The 16,095-nt window shown below is 33.8% G+C and carries 12 protein-coding genes and 1 tRNA gene; 9 read left to right on the forward strand and 4 right to left on the reverse strand.

Features of this window, described 5'->3' with window-relative positions; translation table 11 throughout:
* Nucleotides 1–15: 15 nt before the first annotated feature.
* The 4 genes from rplL (at nt 16) to A8975_RS04320 (ending at nt 9,222) form a co-directional block, all read left to right on the forward strand.
* Entirely contained in the window at nt 16–393 is a 378-nt protein-coding gene (gene rplL / locus A8975_RS04305; RefSeq protein ID WP_129759052.1) for a 50S ribosomal protein L7/L12, read from the forward strand.
* 124 nt (nt 394–517) lie between these two features.
* Nucleotides 518–4,330 carry a DNA-directed RNA polymerase subunit beta gene (gene rpoB, locus A8975_RS04310; RefSeq protein ID WP_134198791.1) on the forward strand — a complete coding sequence of 1,271 codons (3,813 nt, stop codon included), beginning with the start codon at nt 518–520 and terminating at the stop codon, nt 4,328–4,330.
* A gap of 72 nt (nt 4,331–4,402) precedes the next feature.
* Nucleotides 4,403–8,704, forward strand: coding sequence for a DNA-directed RNA polymerase subunit beta' (gene rpoC / locus A8975_RS04315; RefSeq protein ID WP_134198792.1), 4,302 nt, complete (start codon nt 4,403–4,405; stop codon nt 8,702–8,704).
* A 200-nt stretch (nt 8,705–8,904) separates the two neighbouring features.
* Nucleotides 8,905–9,222 carry a DUF3467 domain-containing protein gene (locus A8975_RS04320; RefSeq protein WP_131505768.1) on the forward strand — a complete coding sequence of 106 codons (318 nt, stop codon included), beginning with the start codon at nt 8,905–8,907 and terminating at the stop codon, nt 9,220–9,222.
* 220 nt (nt 9,223–9,442) lie between these two features.
* On the opposite strand, the gene A8975_RS04325 is transcribed toward A8975_RS04320, so the two are convergent.
* Complete coding sequence (locus A8975_RS04325; RefSeq protein WP_129759048.1) at nt 9,443–9,670, reverse strand: (4Fe-4S)-binding protein; 228 nt, start codon at nt 9,668–9,670, stop codon at nt 9,443–9,445.
* A gap of 142 nt (nt 9,671–9,812) precedes the next feature.
* Nucleotides 9,813–11,399, reverse strand: coding sequence for a peptide chain release factor 3 (locus tag A8975_RS04330; protein WP_134198793.1), 1,587 nt, complete (start codon nt 11,397–11,399; stop codon nt 9,813–9,815).
* Nucleotides 11,400–11,510: 111 nt separating this feature from the next.
* Here A8975_RS04330 and idi point away from each other — a divergent pair, with 111 nt between their 5' ends.
* From idi to A8975_RS04355, 5 genes are all read left to right on the forward strand, one after another.
* Nucleotides 11,511–12,035 (forward strand): isopentenyl-diphosphate Delta-isomerase, encoded by a 525-nt coding sequence (gene idi / locus A8975_RS04335; protein WP_134198794.1) that lies wholly within the window; start codon nt 11,511–11,513, stop codon nt 12,033–12,035.
* Entirely contained in the window at nt 12,032–12,442 is a 411-nt protein-coding gene (locus tag A8975_RS04340; protein WP_134198795.1) for a 6-pyruvoyl trahydropterin synthase family protein, read from the forward strand. The genes idi and A8975_RS04340 overlap by 4 nt, the downstream gene beginning before the upstream one ends.
* A gap of 3 nt (nt 12,443–12,445) precedes the next feature.
* A complete protein-coding gene (locus A8975_RS04345; protein ID WP_134198796.1) occupies nt 12,446–13,417 on the forward strand; it encodes a type I phosphomannose isomerase catalytic subunit in 972 nt (323 codons plus the stop codon).
* Between the two features lie 26 nt (nt 13,418–13,443).
* The gene (locus A8975_RS04350) at nt 13,444–13,713 is read left to right on the forward strand and encodes a hypothetical protein (RefSeq protein ID WP_129759043.1); all 270 of its coding nucleotides are present in this window, start codon (nt 13,444–13,446) and stop codon (nt 13,711–13,713) included.
* A 56-nt stretch (nt 13,714–13,769) separates the two neighbouring features.
* Nucleotides 13,770–13,843: transfer RNA gene (locus A8975_RS04355), tRNA-Thr, on the forward strand.
* Nucleotides 13,844–13,990: 147 nt separating this feature from the next.
* Here the strand turns inward: A8975_RS04355 and A8975_RS04360 are convergent.
* Together A8975_RS04360 and A8975_RS04365 are read right to left on the reverse strand one after the other, a co-directional pair.
* Nucleotides 13,991–14,713, reverse strand: coding sequence for a DUF4369 domain-containing protein (locus tag A8975_RS04360; protein WP_134198797.1), 723 nt, complete (start codon nt 14,711–14,713; stop codon nt 13,991–13,993).
* Nucleotides 14,714–14,736: 23 nt separating this feature from the next.
* On the reverse strand, nt 14,737–16,068 hold the full coding sequence (locus tag A8975_RS04365; RefSeq protein ID WP_134198798.1) for a DUF819 domain-containing protein: 1,332 nt from the start codon (nt 16,066–16,068) through the stop codon (nt 14,737–14,739).
* Nucleotides 16,069–16,095: the final 27 nt, after the last annotated feature.

Raw genomic sequence — 16,095 nt, forward strand, 5'->3', positions numbered from 1 at the left:
TTAAAACGATAGAAAATGGCAGATTTAAAAGATTTCGCAGAACAATTAGTTAATTTAACAGTAAAAGAAGTAAACGAATTAGCTACAATTTTAAAAGACGAATATGGTATCGAACCAGCTGCTGCTGCTGTTGCAGTTGCTGCAGGTGGAGCTGCTGCAGGTGGTGAAGCTGCAGAAGAAAAATCAGAATTCGATGTAATCCTTAAAGCAGCAGGTGCTTCTAAATTAGCAGTTGTAAAATTAGTTAAAGAATTAACTGGTTTAGGATTAAAAGAAGCTAAAGAATTAGTAGATGGTGCACCAAGCGCTATCAAAGAAGGCGTTTCTAAAGACGAAGCTGAAGGTTTAAAAACTTCTTTAGAAGAAGCTGGAGCAGAAGTTGAGCTTAAGTAAGCTTAACCCATAGCCTACAAATTATGGTTTAGGTCTAGAGGTTGCCTCTAAGACCTAAACCCTTTTGTGTATATAAATGTATACGCAAACAAAATTATTTTTTTAATCAAAATCTCGTTCATCGATGTTAGCAAAAAAAGCTGAAAGATTAAATTTCTCTTCTATTGTAAATAGAACTGAATATCCAGATTTTTTAGATATTCAGATTAAATCCTTCCAGGATTTTTTCCAGTTAGAGACGAAATCAGAAGAAAGAGGGAACGAAGGTCTTTACAACACCTTCATGGAAAACTTCCCAATCACAGACACACGTAATCAATTTGTATTAGAGTTTTTGGATTATTTTATTGATCCACCAAGATATACCATTGAGGAATGTATAGAAAGAGGTCTAACATATAGTGTTCCACTTAAAGCAAGGTTAAAATTATATTGTACAGACCCTGAGCATGAAGATTTCGAAACTATTGTTCAGGATGTGTATTTAGGTACAATACCTTATATGACACCTAGTGGTACATTTGTTATAAATGGAGCAGAGCGTGTGGTTGTTTCCCAATTGCATAGATCACCTGGTGTTTTCTTTAGCCAGTCGTTCCATGCAAACGGAACCAAGCTATATTCGGCAAGAGTAATTCCTTTTAAAGGTTCTTGGATAGAATTTGCTACAGATATCAATAGCGTTATGTACGCTTATATTGATAGAAAGAAAAAATTACCTGTTACAACACTTTTCCGTGCTATCGGTTTTGAGCGCGATAAAGATATTCTTGAAATTTTTGATTTAGCTGAAGAAGTTAAAGTATCAAAATCAGGATTAAAGAAAGTAATTGGTCGTAAACTAGCTGCTCGTGTACTTAACACATGGCATGAAGATTTCGTTGATGAGGATACTGGAGAAGTTGTATCTATCGAGCGTAACGAAATTGTTTTGGACCGTGATACAATCATAGATAAAGATAATATAGAAGAAATCCTTGATGCAGGTGTAAAAACTATTCTTTTACATAAAGAAAGTGCACAACAAGGAGATTATGCTATTATTCACAATACATTACAAAAAGATCCAACAAACTCTGAAAAAGAGGCAGTTGAACATATTTACCGTCAATTACGTAATGCTGAGCCGCCAGATGAGGAAACAGCACGTGGTATTATTGACAAATTGTTCTTCTCAGACCAACGTTATTCATTAGGTGAAGTAGGTCGTTACAGAATGAACAAAAAATTAGGTCTTGATATAGGAATGGATAAGCAAGTACTTACCAAAGAGGATATCATTACCATTATAAAATATTTAATAGAGCTTATTAACTCTAAAGCAGAGATTGATGATATCGATCACTTATCTAACCGTCGTGTACGTACAGTAGGAGAGCAATTGTCATCTCAGTTTGGTGTTGGTTTAGCTCGTATGGCTCGTACTATTCGTGAGCGTATGAACGTTCGTGATAACGAAGTGTTTACACCTATCGATTTAATTAACGCGAAGACTTTATCTTCAGTAATTAACTCGTTTTTTGGTACAAACCAGTTATCTCAATTTATGGATCAAACCAATCCGTTAGCTGAGATTACTCACAAACGTCGTTTATCAGCTTTAGGACCTGGAGGTCTTTCAAGAGAAAGAGCAGGTTTCGAGGTACGTGACGTTCACTATACACACTACGGAAGATTATGTCCAATTGAAACTCCTGAAGGACCAAACATTGGATTAATTTCTTCACTTTCAGTTTATGCTAAAGTAAACTCAATGGGATTCATTGAAACACCTTATAGAAAAGCTGAAGAAGGAGTTGTTGATATCAAAAATGCACCAACATATTTAAGTGCTGAAGAAGAAGAAGATATGTTGATTGCTCAGGCAAATATTCAAGTGGATGATAAAGGAAAAATTCTTGAAGACAAGATTATTGCTCGTCAAGAAGGTGATTTCCCTGTAATAGACCCTGTAAACGTGCATTATACTGATGTTGCTCCTAACCAAATTGCATCTATTTCTGCATCGTTAATTCCATTCTTGGAGCATGATGATGCAAACCGTGCATTGATGGGATCAAACATGATGCGTCAAGCAGTACCATTATTACGTCCGCAAGCTCCTATTGTAGGAACAGGACTTGAGCGTCAAGTAGCTTCAGATTCAAGAGTATTAATAAATGCTGAAGGAAATGGAGTTGTAGAGTATGTTGATGCTAATGAAATTGTAATTAAATACGAGCGAACTGAAGAAGAAGCAATGGTAAGTTTTGATAGCGATACTAAAACTTATCCACTTGTAAAATTCAGAAAAACTAACCAAGGTACTTCAATCAACTTAAAGCCAATTGTAACAAAAGGTGATAAAGTTGTAAAAGGACAAGTACTTTGTGAAGGTTATGCAACTGAAAACGGAGAACTTGCTTTAGGAAGAAACATGAAAGTAGCCTTTATGCCTTGGAAAGGGTATAACTTTGAGGATGCGATTGTGATTTCTGAAAAAGTAGTTCGTGATGATATATTTACTTCTATTCATATTGATGAGTACTCATTAGAAGTTAGAGATACCAAGTTAGGTAACGAAGAGCTTACTAATGATATTCCTAACGTTTCTGAAGAGGCAACTAAAGACCTTGATGAAAACGGTATGATTAGAATTGGTGCTGAGATTAAACCAGGTGATATCTTAATTGGTAAGATTACACCAAAAGGAGAAAGTGATCCAACACCTGAAGAAAAACTTTTAAGAGCAATTTTTGGAGATAAAGCAGGTGATGTTAAAGATGCATCACTTAAAGCTTCACCTTCATTACATGGAGTTGTAATCGACAAAAAATTATTCTCAAGAGCAATTAAAGATAAGCGTAAAAGAGCAAAAGATAAAGAAGATATCGAAGCTCTAGAGAACATCTACTACAAGAAGTTTGACGACTTAAAAGATGTATTAGTAGAAAAACTATTTGCTATCGTAAATGGTAAAACTGCTCAAGGTATCTTTAACGATCTTGGAGAGGAAATTATACCTAAAGGTAAAAAGTACACGCTAAAAATGTTAAATGCTGTTGATGATTATACGCACTTAACATCTGGTACTTGGACTACTGATGATCATACCAATGCACTAGTTGCAGACTTAATCCACAACTATAAGATTAAGGAAAATGATCTTCAAGGTTCATTACGTCGTGAGAAGTTTACCATCTCTGTTGGTGACGAGTTACCAGCAGGAATTATCAAATTAGCTAAGGTTTATGTTGCTAAAAAACGTAAACTTAAAGTAGGTGATAAGATGGCAGGACGTCACGGTAACAAAGGTATTGTAGCACGTATCGTTCGTCAAGAAGATATGCCTTTCCTTGAAGATGGAACTCCAGTTGATATTGTATTAAATCCACTTGGTGTACCATCACGTATGAACATTGGTCAGATTTATGAAACTGTTCTTGGTTGGGCAGGTCAAAAATTAAATCGTACTTACGCAACACCAATTTTTGATGGAGCTACATTAGATCAAATTAATGAGTTTACTGATGAAGCAGGTGTACCAAGATTTGGACATACATACTTATATGATGGTGGTACAGGAGATCGTTTTGATCAACCAGCAACAGTAGGTGTAATTTACATGATCAAATTAGGTCACATGATTGACGATAAGATGCACGCTCGTTCTATTGGACCATACTCATTAATTACGCAACAACCACTAGGTGGTAAAGCACAATTTGGTGGTCAGCGTTTTGGAGAAATGGAAGTTTGGGCACTTGAAGCTTATGGAGCATCAAGTACTCTACGTGAAATCTTAACAGTAAAATCTGATGATGTTATAGGTAGAGCTAAAACTTACGAAGCTATCGTAAAAGGAGAGCCAATGCCAGAACCAGGACTACCTGAATCTTTCAACGTATTAATGCACGAATTGAAAGGATTAGGATTAGATATTAGATTAGAAGAATAAATTTTAGGTGAATTCGTTTTGGTCTTCTTTTAATGGAGACCAAAGCGATTAACTATAGACTATAAAGTTATTATGGCTAGAAAACAAGATAAGAATACAGTACAGAGATTTAATAAAATCTCAATTGGTTTAGCATCTCCTGAATCTGTTTTAGCAGCTTCACGTGGTGAAGTTTTAAAACCAGAAACTATTAATTATCGAACACATAAACCTGAACGTGATGGTTTATTCTGTGAGCGTATCTTTGGTCCTGTTAAGGATTTTGAGTGTGCTTGTGGTAAATATAAAAGAATACGCTACAAAGGAATTGTTTGTGACCGATGTGGTGTTGAAGTAACTGAAAAGAAAGTACGTAGAGATAGAGTAGGACACATTAACTTAGTGGTTCCTGTAGCTCATATATGGTATTTCCGTTCACTTCCAAACAAAATAGGTTACCTTCTTGGATTACCATCTAAGAGATTGGATATGATTATTTACTACGAACGTTATGTAGTAATTCAACCAGGTAATGCTAAAAATGCCGAAGGTGAACCATTACAAAAAATGGATTTCTTAACGGAAGAAGAATACTTAAATATTCTTGAAACACTTCCACAAGAAAATCAATATTTAGAAGATAACGATCCTAATAAGTTTATTGCTAAAATGGGAGCTGAGTGCTTAATTGACCTTTTAGCAAGAATTGATTTAGACGAATTATCATATGACTTACGTCATAAAGCAAACAACGAAACGTCTAAGCAACGTAAAACTGAAGCTTTAAAACGTTTACAAGTTGTAGAAGCGTTTAGAGACTCAAATGCAAATCGTGAGAATAAGCCGGAGTGGATGATTATGAAAGCTATTCCAATCATTCCACCAGAATTGAGACCTTTAGTGCCTTTAGATGGTGGTCGTTTTGCTACATCTGACTTAAATGATCTTTACCGTCGTGTGATTATCCGTAACAACCGTCTTAAGAGATTGGTTGAAATCAAAGCTCCTGAAGTAATCTTACGTAACGAAAAGCGTATGTTACAAGAGTCTGTTGATTCATTATTTGATAACACACGTAAGTCATCAGCAGTAAAAACCGATTCTAACCGTCCATTAAAATCGTTATCCGATTCATTAAAAGGAAAACAAGGACGTTTCCGTCAAAACTTACTAGGTAAACGTGTTGATTATTCTGCACGTTCGGTAATTGTTGTTGGACCAGAATTAAAATTATTTGAATGTGGATTGCCTAAAAACATGGCAGCTGAACTTTACAAGCCTTTCATTATCAGAAAACTGATTGAAAGAGGTATTGTAAAAACAGTAAAATCTGCAAAGAAAATTATAGATAGAAAAGAGCCTGTAGTTTGGGATATCTTAGAAAATGTTCTTAAAGGACATCCAGTATTACTAAACCGTGCTCCTACATTACACAGACTTGGTATTCAAGCATTCCAGCCTAAACTTATCGAAGGTAAGGCAATCCAGTTACACCCATTAGTGTGTACTGCATTTAATGCCGATTTTGATGGTGACCAGATGGCTGTGCATTTACCTTTAGGACCAGAAGCTATATTAGAAGCACAGTTATTAATGTTAGCTTCTCACAATATTTTAAACCCAGCTAACGGTTCGCCAGTAACAGTACCATCTCAGGATATGGTTCTTGGTCTTTACTACATGACTAAGCTTCGTAAAACTGACGAGACTTTTACTGTAAAAGGTGAAGGATTAACTTTCTATTCTCCAGAAGAAGTAACTATTGCTTACAACGAGAAGAAAGTTGATTTAAATGCTGGAATTAAAGTAAGAACTAAAGATTTCAATGAAAACGGTGAGTTAACTACTCAAATTATTGAAACTACAGTAGGTCGTGTATTATTTAACGAAAAAGTACCTGAAAGAGCAGGTTATATCAACCAGGTTTTAACTAAAAAATCGCTTAGAGATATTATTGGTAACATTTTAAAAGTTACTAGTGTACCTGAAACAGCTGAGTTTTTAGATGAAATCAAAACTTTAGGATATAAGTTTGCATTCCAAGGAGGATTATCGTTTAGTTTAGGTGATATTATTATTCCAGCTGAAAAGCATACTATGATTGACAAAGCCAATGGTTTAGTTGATGGTATTATGGCTAACTATAACATGGGATTAATTACCAATAACGAACGTTACAATCAGGTTATTGATATTTGGACTTCTACAAATGCTGAATTGACAGAGTTGTCTATGAAGCGTATTCGTGAAGACCAACAAGGATTTAACTCGGTATATATGATGCTTGATTCTGGAGCTCGTGGATCTAAAGAACAGATTCGTCAGCTTACAGGTATGCGTGGTTTGATGGCAAAACCGAAAAAATCTAATGCAGGAGGTGGAGAAATTATTGAAAACCCAATTCTTTCTAACTTTAAAGAAGGTCTTTCAATTCTTGAATACTTTATCTCAACGCATGGTGCTCGTAAGGGTCTTGCCGATACAGCACTTAAAACTGCAGATGCTGGATACTTAACACGTCGTTTAGTTGATGTATCTCAAGATGTAATTATCTACAGTGAAGATTGTGGAACATTAAGAGGTATTGAAGTTTCTGCACTTAAGAAAAACGAAGAAATTGTTGAAAAACTAGAAGATAGAATCGTAGGTCGTACTTCATTAAATGATGTTTATGATCCTATTACTGAAGAGTTATTAGTAAGTGCTGGTGAGCATATTAATGATAGTATCGCTAAAGCTATTGGTAACTCTGCAATTGAGTCTATCGAAGTACGTTCAGCATTAACTTGTGAAGCTAAAAAAGGTATCTGTGCTAAGTGTTATGGACGTAACCTAGCTACTGGTAAAATGGTACAACGTGGTGAAGCTGTAGGTGTAGTTGCTGCACAATCTATTGGAGAACCTGGTACACAGCTTACACTTCGTACATTCCACGTAGGTGGTATTGCTGGTAACATTTCAGAAGAAAACAAACTTATTGTTAAGTTTGATGGTATTGCAGAAATTGAAGACCTTAAAACAGTTAAGAGTACTGATAGTGAAGGTAATGAAGTAGATGTAGTGATATCAAGAACTTCTGAACTTAAACTTGTTGATGCTAAAACTGGTATTACTTTAAGTACTAATAATATACCTTACGGTTCGTTCATTTATGTTAAGAGTGGACAAAAAGTAAGCAAAGGAGATACAATTTGTCAATGGGATCCATATAACGGAGTTATTATTTCAGAATTTGCTGGTAAAGTAAAATATGAAAACATTGAGCAAGGTATCACTTACCAAGTAGAAATCGATGAACAAACAGGTTTCCAAGAAAAAGTAATTTCTGAATCTAGAAATAAGAAGTTAATACCAACACTTCATATCGAAGATTCTAAAGGAGAAGTTATTCGTTCTTACAACTTACCTGTTGGTGCTCACCTTATGATTGATGATGGAGAAAAAATTAAGGTTGGTAAAATCTTAGTTAAGATACCTCGTAAATCTGCAAAAGCGGGTGATATTACTGGAGGTTTACCTCGTGTAACCGAGTTGTTCGAAGCACGTAACCCTTCTAATCCTGCTGTTGTAAGTGAGATTGATGGTGTTGTATCTTTCGGAAAAATCAAGAGAGGTAACCGCGAAATCATTATCGAGTCTAAAGTTGGTGAAGTAAAGAAATACTTAGTGAAATTATCTAATCAAATTCTTGTACAAGAAAATGATTATGTAAAAGCTGGTATGCCTTTATCTGACGGATCAATTACTCCAGATGACATCTTAAACATTAAAGGACCATCTGCAGTACAACAATACTTAGTTAACGAAGTACAAGAAGTATATCGTTTACAAGGTGTGAAAATTAACGATAAGCACTTTGAAGTTGTTGTAAGACAAATGATGCGTAAAGTACGTATTATTGATTCTGGTGATACAATTTTCTTAGAAGACCAATTAGTTCACAAATCTGATTTTATCGAAGAAAACGATAAGATATTTGGAATGAAAGTGGTAGAAGATGCAGGAGATTCTGCAACTTTAAAACCAGGACAAATCATTACTTTAAGACAGTTAAGAGACGAAAACTCAATATTAAGAAGAGAAGATAAGCAATTGGTAACTGCTAGAGAAGCACAACCAGCAACTGCAACTCCAATCTTACAAGGTATTACAAGAGCTTCGTTACAAACTAAGTCATTTATATCTGCTGCATCATTCCAGGAAACTACTAAAGTACTGAATGAAGCTGCTGTAAATGCTAAAGTAGACGATTTAGAAGGTCTAAAAGAAAATGTAATTGTTGGTCATAGAATTCCTGCAGGAACAGGTGTAAGACGATATGATAGTATTATCGTTGGTTCTAAAGAGGAGTTTGATGAGATGATGAAAGCAAAAGAAGAAATGAACTATAATTAAATGATACCAAGACTTTAAGTGTTGTAAAACAAATTGAAGTCTTTAGATTGATTTTATCCCAATATAAATTGGGAACTCTTTAAAAGAGTAAATTATATAAAATTTAAGAATCCCGTGACTATATCTCGGGATTCTTTTTTTAAATTGTAAAACGTAATAATAAGGTTTCCGCTTATGTGGAAATAAAAAATAAAATTTCAATGGCAGACGAACAAAATAAAAAGAAGCAAGGACAAATTAATATAGAACTAGACGAGAAAGTAGCTGAAGGCACTTATTCTAATTTGGCAATTATTAACCATTCGGTTTCAGAATTTGTTGTTGACTTTGTAAGTATTATGCCTGGGACTCCAAAGAGTAAGGTGAAATCAAGAATTATATTAACACCACAACATGCTAAACGATTACTTAAAGCATTAGGAGATAATGTACATCGATTTGAAAAAGCCCATGGTGAAATTAAAGATTACGAGCAACCACCAATTCCGTTAAATTTCGGACCAACAGGTCAAGCTTAACTTAGAGATTTGAATTTGTTGTTGCTCGACATGTTTTACACGAGCAACCACCAATTCCGTTAAATTTCGGACCAACAGGTCAAGCTTAATTTAGAGATTTGAATTTGTTGTTGCTCGACATGTTTTTACACGAGTAACCACCAATTCCGTTAAATTTCGGACCAACAGGTCAAGCGTAAATAATAAAAAAGCCTTTTGAATTTTTCAAAAGGCTTTTTTATTAAGCAACTTCTTTATTATACGAATAGCTTAAAGCTCCCGAAGGACATTTTTTAACTTGTTTGATAATTTTTTTAGTGGATGCACCATCAAGATCTATCCATGGTATAACCGATTGCCTAAAAACATTAGATAATTCGTTAGCACAACGCTCAGCATGGACACACTTACATGGTTTGAAGGTTACAGTAATATCTTTATTACTGAAACTATTAGAAAAAGTTTCCATAAGTAGATCAATTTGGGGTTATCTGTAAATCAATGTAAAAATTCAAAACCGAATTTCAATGAAATTTTCGATAACTGACACATTTTTAACACTAAAAAAGCCTTTTCGTATAAAATTTCTTACTGAAAAACAGGGTTTTTAATTAAAATTCTGATGTAAAATGAAATTTAATACTTGGGTATTTTTGCTGTGTCATTTGTAATGAAAATGCCGAATCTGCTAAAAATACAAGTTGACCTTGTTTGTCTTTTGCCAAAAAGCGTTGTTTTACCCTTAAAAATTCTTTGTACTCTTCATTTTTTTCATCTTCAGGGTCAACCCAACATGCTTTATGTACATTAAGGTTTTCATAAGTACACTTAGCACCATATTCGTGTTCTAATCGATATTGAATAACTTCGTACTGTAAAGCACCAACTGTACCTATAACTTTTCTACCATTTAATTCTAAAGTAAATAATTGGGCAACACCTTCATCCATTAATTGGTCAATACCTTTGTAAAGTTGTTTGGATTTTAAAGGATCAGCATTATTAATATACCTAAAATGCTCAGGAGAGAAACTAGGTATACCTTTGTAGTTTATAGTTTCACCTTCAGTTAAAGTGTCACCAATTTTAAAGTTTCCAGTATCGTGTAATCCTACAATATCTCCAGGATAAGAAACATCAACAATTTCTTTCTTTTCAGCAAAAAAGGCATTAGGACTAGAAAACTTAAGTTTTTTACCATGACGCACATGTAAATAAGGTGTATTCCTTTTAAAAGTTCCTGATACAATTTTTATAAACGCTAAACGGTCTCTATGGTTAGGGTCCATATTAGCATGAATTTTAAACACAAAACCAGTAAAATCTTTTTCTTCTGGGTTAACTAAGCGCTCTTCACTTTGTTTTGGTCTAGGTTTAGGAGCAATTTCTATAAAGCAATCTAATAACTCTCTTACACCAAAATTGTTTAAAGCAGAACCAAAAAACACAGGTTGCTGTGTACCGTTTAAGTAGTCTTCTTTTTCAAAAGCAGGATAGATGCCTTCAACTAATTCTATTTCTTCTCTTAGTGTATTTGCTGATTTTTCTCCTATGAGTTTATCTAATTCTGAAGAGCTTAAATCGTTAATTTCTACGGTTTCTTCAATATTCTTTCTACTGTCGCCACTAAAAAGATTAATGTTTTTCTCCCAAAGGTTATAAATACCCTTAAAGTCGTAACCCATACCAATTGGGAAACTCATAGGTACAACGCTCAAACCTAGTTTTTGTTCAACTTCATCTAAAAGATCAAAAGCATCTTTACCTTCTCTATCCAATTTATTGATAAATACAATCATTGGAATATTACGCATTCGGCAAACTTCTACTAGTTTTTCGGTTTGCTCCTCAACACCTTTAGCCACATCAATAACAACAATTACGCTATCAACAGCTGTTAGTGTTCTAAAAGTATCTTCAGCAAAATCCTTGTGTCCAGGAGTATCAAGAATATTAATTTTTATGCCATCATATTCAAATGCCAAAACAGAAGTAGCAACAGAAATTCCACGCTGACGCTCAATTTCCATAAAGTCACTAGTAGCTCCTTTTTTTATTTTGTTACTTTTTACAGCTCCTGCTTCTTGTATTGCACCACCAAAAAGTAATAGTTTTTCAGTAAGTGTTGTTTTTCCAGCATCTGGATGCGAAACGATACCAAAGGTTCTACGTTTCTTTATTTCGTTGATAAAACTCATAATCTTGCAAATAGGCTGCAAAGATACTGTTTATATTAAGATTTTAGAATTACGATTTCAGATTTTGTATAGAGAATGTTATTATTAATTTTTTAGTGGTATTTTTGTGATATGATTGAAGAACACGTTATACTTGTTGATGAAAACGATAAGCAAATAGGCTTAATGCCTAAAATGGAAGCGCACGAAAAAGCATTACTGCATAGAGCTTTTTCTGTATTTGTTTTTAACAACAACAATGAACTAATGTTACAGCAACGTGCAGCTGATAAGTACCATTCGCCTTTATTATGGACAAATACTTGCTGTAGTCACCAAAGAGAAGGAGAAGCAAATATAGAAGCTGGTAAGCGACGTTTATTTGAAGAAATGGGGTTTGTTACTGAACTTGAAGAGACAACATCTTTTATTTATAAAGCACCTTTTGATAATGGCTTGACAGAACATGAATATGACCACATCATGATAGGATACTATAATGATACACCAAACATAAATCCTGATGAAGTTGCAGATTGGAAGTGGATGACTCTTGATGCTGTAAAAGAAGACATCAAGCAACAACCAGAAATTTACACAGCTTGGTTTAAAATTATTTTTGATAAATTCTACCAACACATAAACATTGTAAAATGATTGTTACCGTAAGTAGAAAAGCACATTTTAACGCAGCTCATAGATTGTACAGAAAAGATTGGAGCGATGAAAAGAATGCCGATGTTTTTGGAAAATGTAGCAATCCAAATTTTCATGGACATAATTACGAGTTGATAGTAAGTGTAACAGGGCCTATCAATAAAGAAACAGGTTATCTTATAGACATTCAAGACTTAAAAGACATTATAAAAGAAGAAGTTGAAGATGCCTTTGACCATAAAAACCTAAATGTAGAAGTTGAAGAGTTTAAAGACTTAAACCCTACAGCCGAAAACATAGCAGTAGTTATTTATAATAAGGTAAAACCTAGACTAAATTCAACACTAGACTTAGAAATTAAGCTTTTTGAGACACCTAGAAATTTTGTAACCTATTCTGGATTATAACACATGAAAAATATTCTTTATCCTATAAAATTCACACCTATTTTAAAAGATAAAATTTGGGGTGGACAAAAACTAAAAACACTATTAAATAAGACTTCAGATTTACCAAATATTGGAGAAAGCTGGGAAATTAGTGATGTAGAAGGTGATACATCTGTAGTTGCAAATGGAGCATTAAAAGGTCAAACCTTAAAGCAAATACAAGAAACCTATAAAGAAGATTTAATAGGACTTCAAAACTATAGAGTTTTTGGTAATAAGTTTCCGTTACTTATCAAGTTTATCGATGCAAAACAAGATTTATCTATTCAATTACATCCCAATGATGAATTGGCTGCAAAGCGACACAATTCATTTGGGAAAACCGAAATGTGGTATGTAATGCAAGCCGATGAAGGTTCAAATTTAATAGTTGGGTTTAACAAAAAAATGGATGCTGAAACCTATATATCGCATTTAGAAAATAAAACGCTTACAGAAATTTTAAATTTTGATAAAGTTAAAGTAGGTGATACTTATTTTATAGAAGTTGGTCGTGTGCACGCTATTGGAGCAGGAGTAGTAGTTGCTGAAATACAACAAACTAGCGATATTACTTATAGAGTTTACGATTGGGATAGAGTAGATGATGAAGGAAATGAAAGAGAACTTCACAACGATTTAGCCATTGATGCTATTGACTTTGAAATGGAAGATAATTTTAGAGTTAGTTATGAAAAAGCTAAAAATCAATCTAATAAAATGGTTAGTTGCCCATATTTTACCACAAGTTATTTAGATGTTGATAGTACACTTAAAAAAGAAAATAATCACGATTCATTTTTGATTTACATGTGTGTTGAAGGAGAAGCACAAATAACTACAGATAGTGCAATTGAAACTATTAAAAAAGGAGAAACAATACTACTTCCTGCAGCAGTAAAGAATTATGAAATAACTTCGGAAAATGCGAAGCTATTGGAAGTTTATGTTTAATTTTGCGACAATAAAAATTTATAATTATGGCAAACGTTAGAAACCTTAAAAAAGACATTAATTACGTTTTAGGTGATATTATTGAAGCTGTTTATGTATGGGAATACAACAACACTGATAAAGACACTAAAAAAAGCGAAGCAATTATTGATGAAGCTATAGAAACTTTTGATTCTTTAATAGCAAAGGTGAACGATAAAAAAGTAGAAGATAAGAAAGCACATTTTAAATCTATCAACCAAGAGTTGGAAGATAAAGGAAGAGCTTTAATCGAAAAAATTAATAAACTAAGCTAAAACAGAAAAAAATGTTTGCAAATATAATTTTCGCGATTATATTTGCATCCTGTTTCGCCGATATAGCTCAGCTGGCTAGAGCAGCTGATTTGTAATCAGCAGGTCGTGGGTTCGAGTCCCTCTATCGGCTCTTAATATTAAACTCTAACTGTAAAACAGTTAGAGTTTTTTTATTTAAAACTATTAAATAGGGATGAGAAGTTTATCCTGAGCGAAGTCGAAGGGAGTCCCTCTATCGGCTCAAAAAAAATCCCAAACGTAATGTTTGGGATTTATTTTATTCAATGTTTTCTTCGTCAGATTTCCGTTGCTCAATAGTTTCTTTTAATTGCTTACCGTACTTAGAGTTTTTGATATTTTCATCAAGCGAATCGTATATGGTTTCTAAATACTTTACCGTAGTATTTGGTATTTCGCTTAACGCTAAATAAGGAGCAACTTCACTGTTTTTATTATTTACAGCAAAATTTATTGTGTAAAGGTATTTACGCTTTAAAAGGCTATTGTATTCTTTGTCAAAATCGAAACTAGTGGTATCGTTTTCTTTTTTAGCTTCAAAATTTTCTTTTATAAGGTCAAGATTTTTGTCATTAAAACGAGACATCATCATTATGTATTCGTCTAATCGTTTTTGTTGCTCAGAGCCTTTTATTTGAGCATCATAATTAAAGTTTTTAAGTGTAGAACTTATTTCAGTAACACCTTTATCTGCAAAGAAAGCAATAACGCCTTCGTTATTGTCGTTTTTGTCTAAGGTTAAAAACAAAACTTCAGGTTCTTCTAAGTCGCTGTGTAACTCAAACTCAGAATTGCCATTAATAGCTAAGGAATCTAGCGTTACCATTAAGCTATCTTGTTGCTTTTGTAAATAAACAGTACCTTTTTTTAATCCTGTTACATGGCCTTTTAAAGTGAAGTTTGTGTCTTTTTTATTTTCTCCACAAGAAATAATTAGTAAAGCTATTACTAAAAGGCTAAAAAGTTTAAAGTGTTTTGTCATATTAAAATTTAAAAAATCATTAATTAAGTTATAGGAGCAACTATTCTCATAAGTTCTGCAGTAAGCATAGCACCATAGGTTCCAACAACATATCCAAATACTGCTAGAATAACACCTACAGTTGCAAGCGATGGATGAAAGGCTGCAGCAACCACAGGAGCAGAGGCAGCACCACCAATATTTGCTTTACTACCAACAGCTAAGAAGAAATATGGCGCTCTAATTAGTTTTGCTACTAAAAATAGTAAAGCAACGTGTATTGCCATCCAAACTAAACCAACCACAATTAGTCCTGGATTGTCAACTATTTTAGTAAGATCCATTTTCATACCAATAGAGGCAACAAGAATATAAATAAATACACTACCAATTTTACTGGCTCCTGCACCTTCATATTTTTTCATCTTGGTAAAGGATAAGATGATTCCTAAAATAGTAGCTATTGTAATCATCCAGAAAAATTGAGATCCAAACGAAGACCAAGCAGATTTTTTATCACTTACAGCATCGAAGTTAGCTACTAAAAATTCAGAAATTTCATTAGCGCCAAAATGAGCAATTCCTACAACAGTAAAAGCAATACCTAAAATCACCATAAAATCAGCTAATGTTGGGTTTCTAGAAATACTAGCAGCATAACTAGATACTTTTTCTTTAAGGGTTTCAATAGAACTGTTATCAGCTTTCAGCCATTTATCAATTTTTTCTTGTTTACCAATTCCTAATAAAAGGATAGCCATCCATATATTAGCAACAACAATATCAACAATTACCATTCCTGCATAATTTGCTGTATTGTATTCATAAATTTCTAACATAGCAGCTTGATTAGCACCTCCACCAATCCAACTTCCTGCTAAAGTAGAAAGACCTCTCCAAACAGCGTCAGGACCAGCTCCACCAACAGTTTCAGGAGATACTAATGCAATTAAAAATACAGCAATAGGTCCGCCAATTATGATTCCTAACGTACCTGTTCCAAACATAGCAAGAGCTTTCCAGCCTAGGTTAAATACAGCTTTTAGGTCGATACTAATAGTCATAAGTACCAAAGCAGCTGGAAGCATAAATCTACTAGCAATGTAATAGGCTTGAGATTTACCTGTTACTTCTACTAATGAGCCTTCGGCGTTTTCCAATCCCCATTCTGGAGCAATTATCCCAAAAGTAGTTAAAGCTGCAGGCAGCATATATGCCATTAATAATGCAGGTATGTATTTGTAGAATTTTTTCCAAAAACTATTTTCACTTGTGGAAGTATAAAAAACAAAACCTAATGCTAGCATTAACAACCCAAATACTATAGTGTCTTGGGTGAATAAAGGTTTTACTTCGGTTAATTGCGTTGTGTCCATAAACTAAAATTTAAAGGCGCAAAATAC

It is taken from the genome of Meridianimaribacter flavus (genome assembly GCF_004366715.1).
GTDB classification, from domain to species: domain Bacteria; phylum Bacteroidota; class Bacteroidia; order Flavobacteriales; family Flavobacteriaceae; genus Gaetbulibacter_B; species Gaetbulibacter_B jejuensis.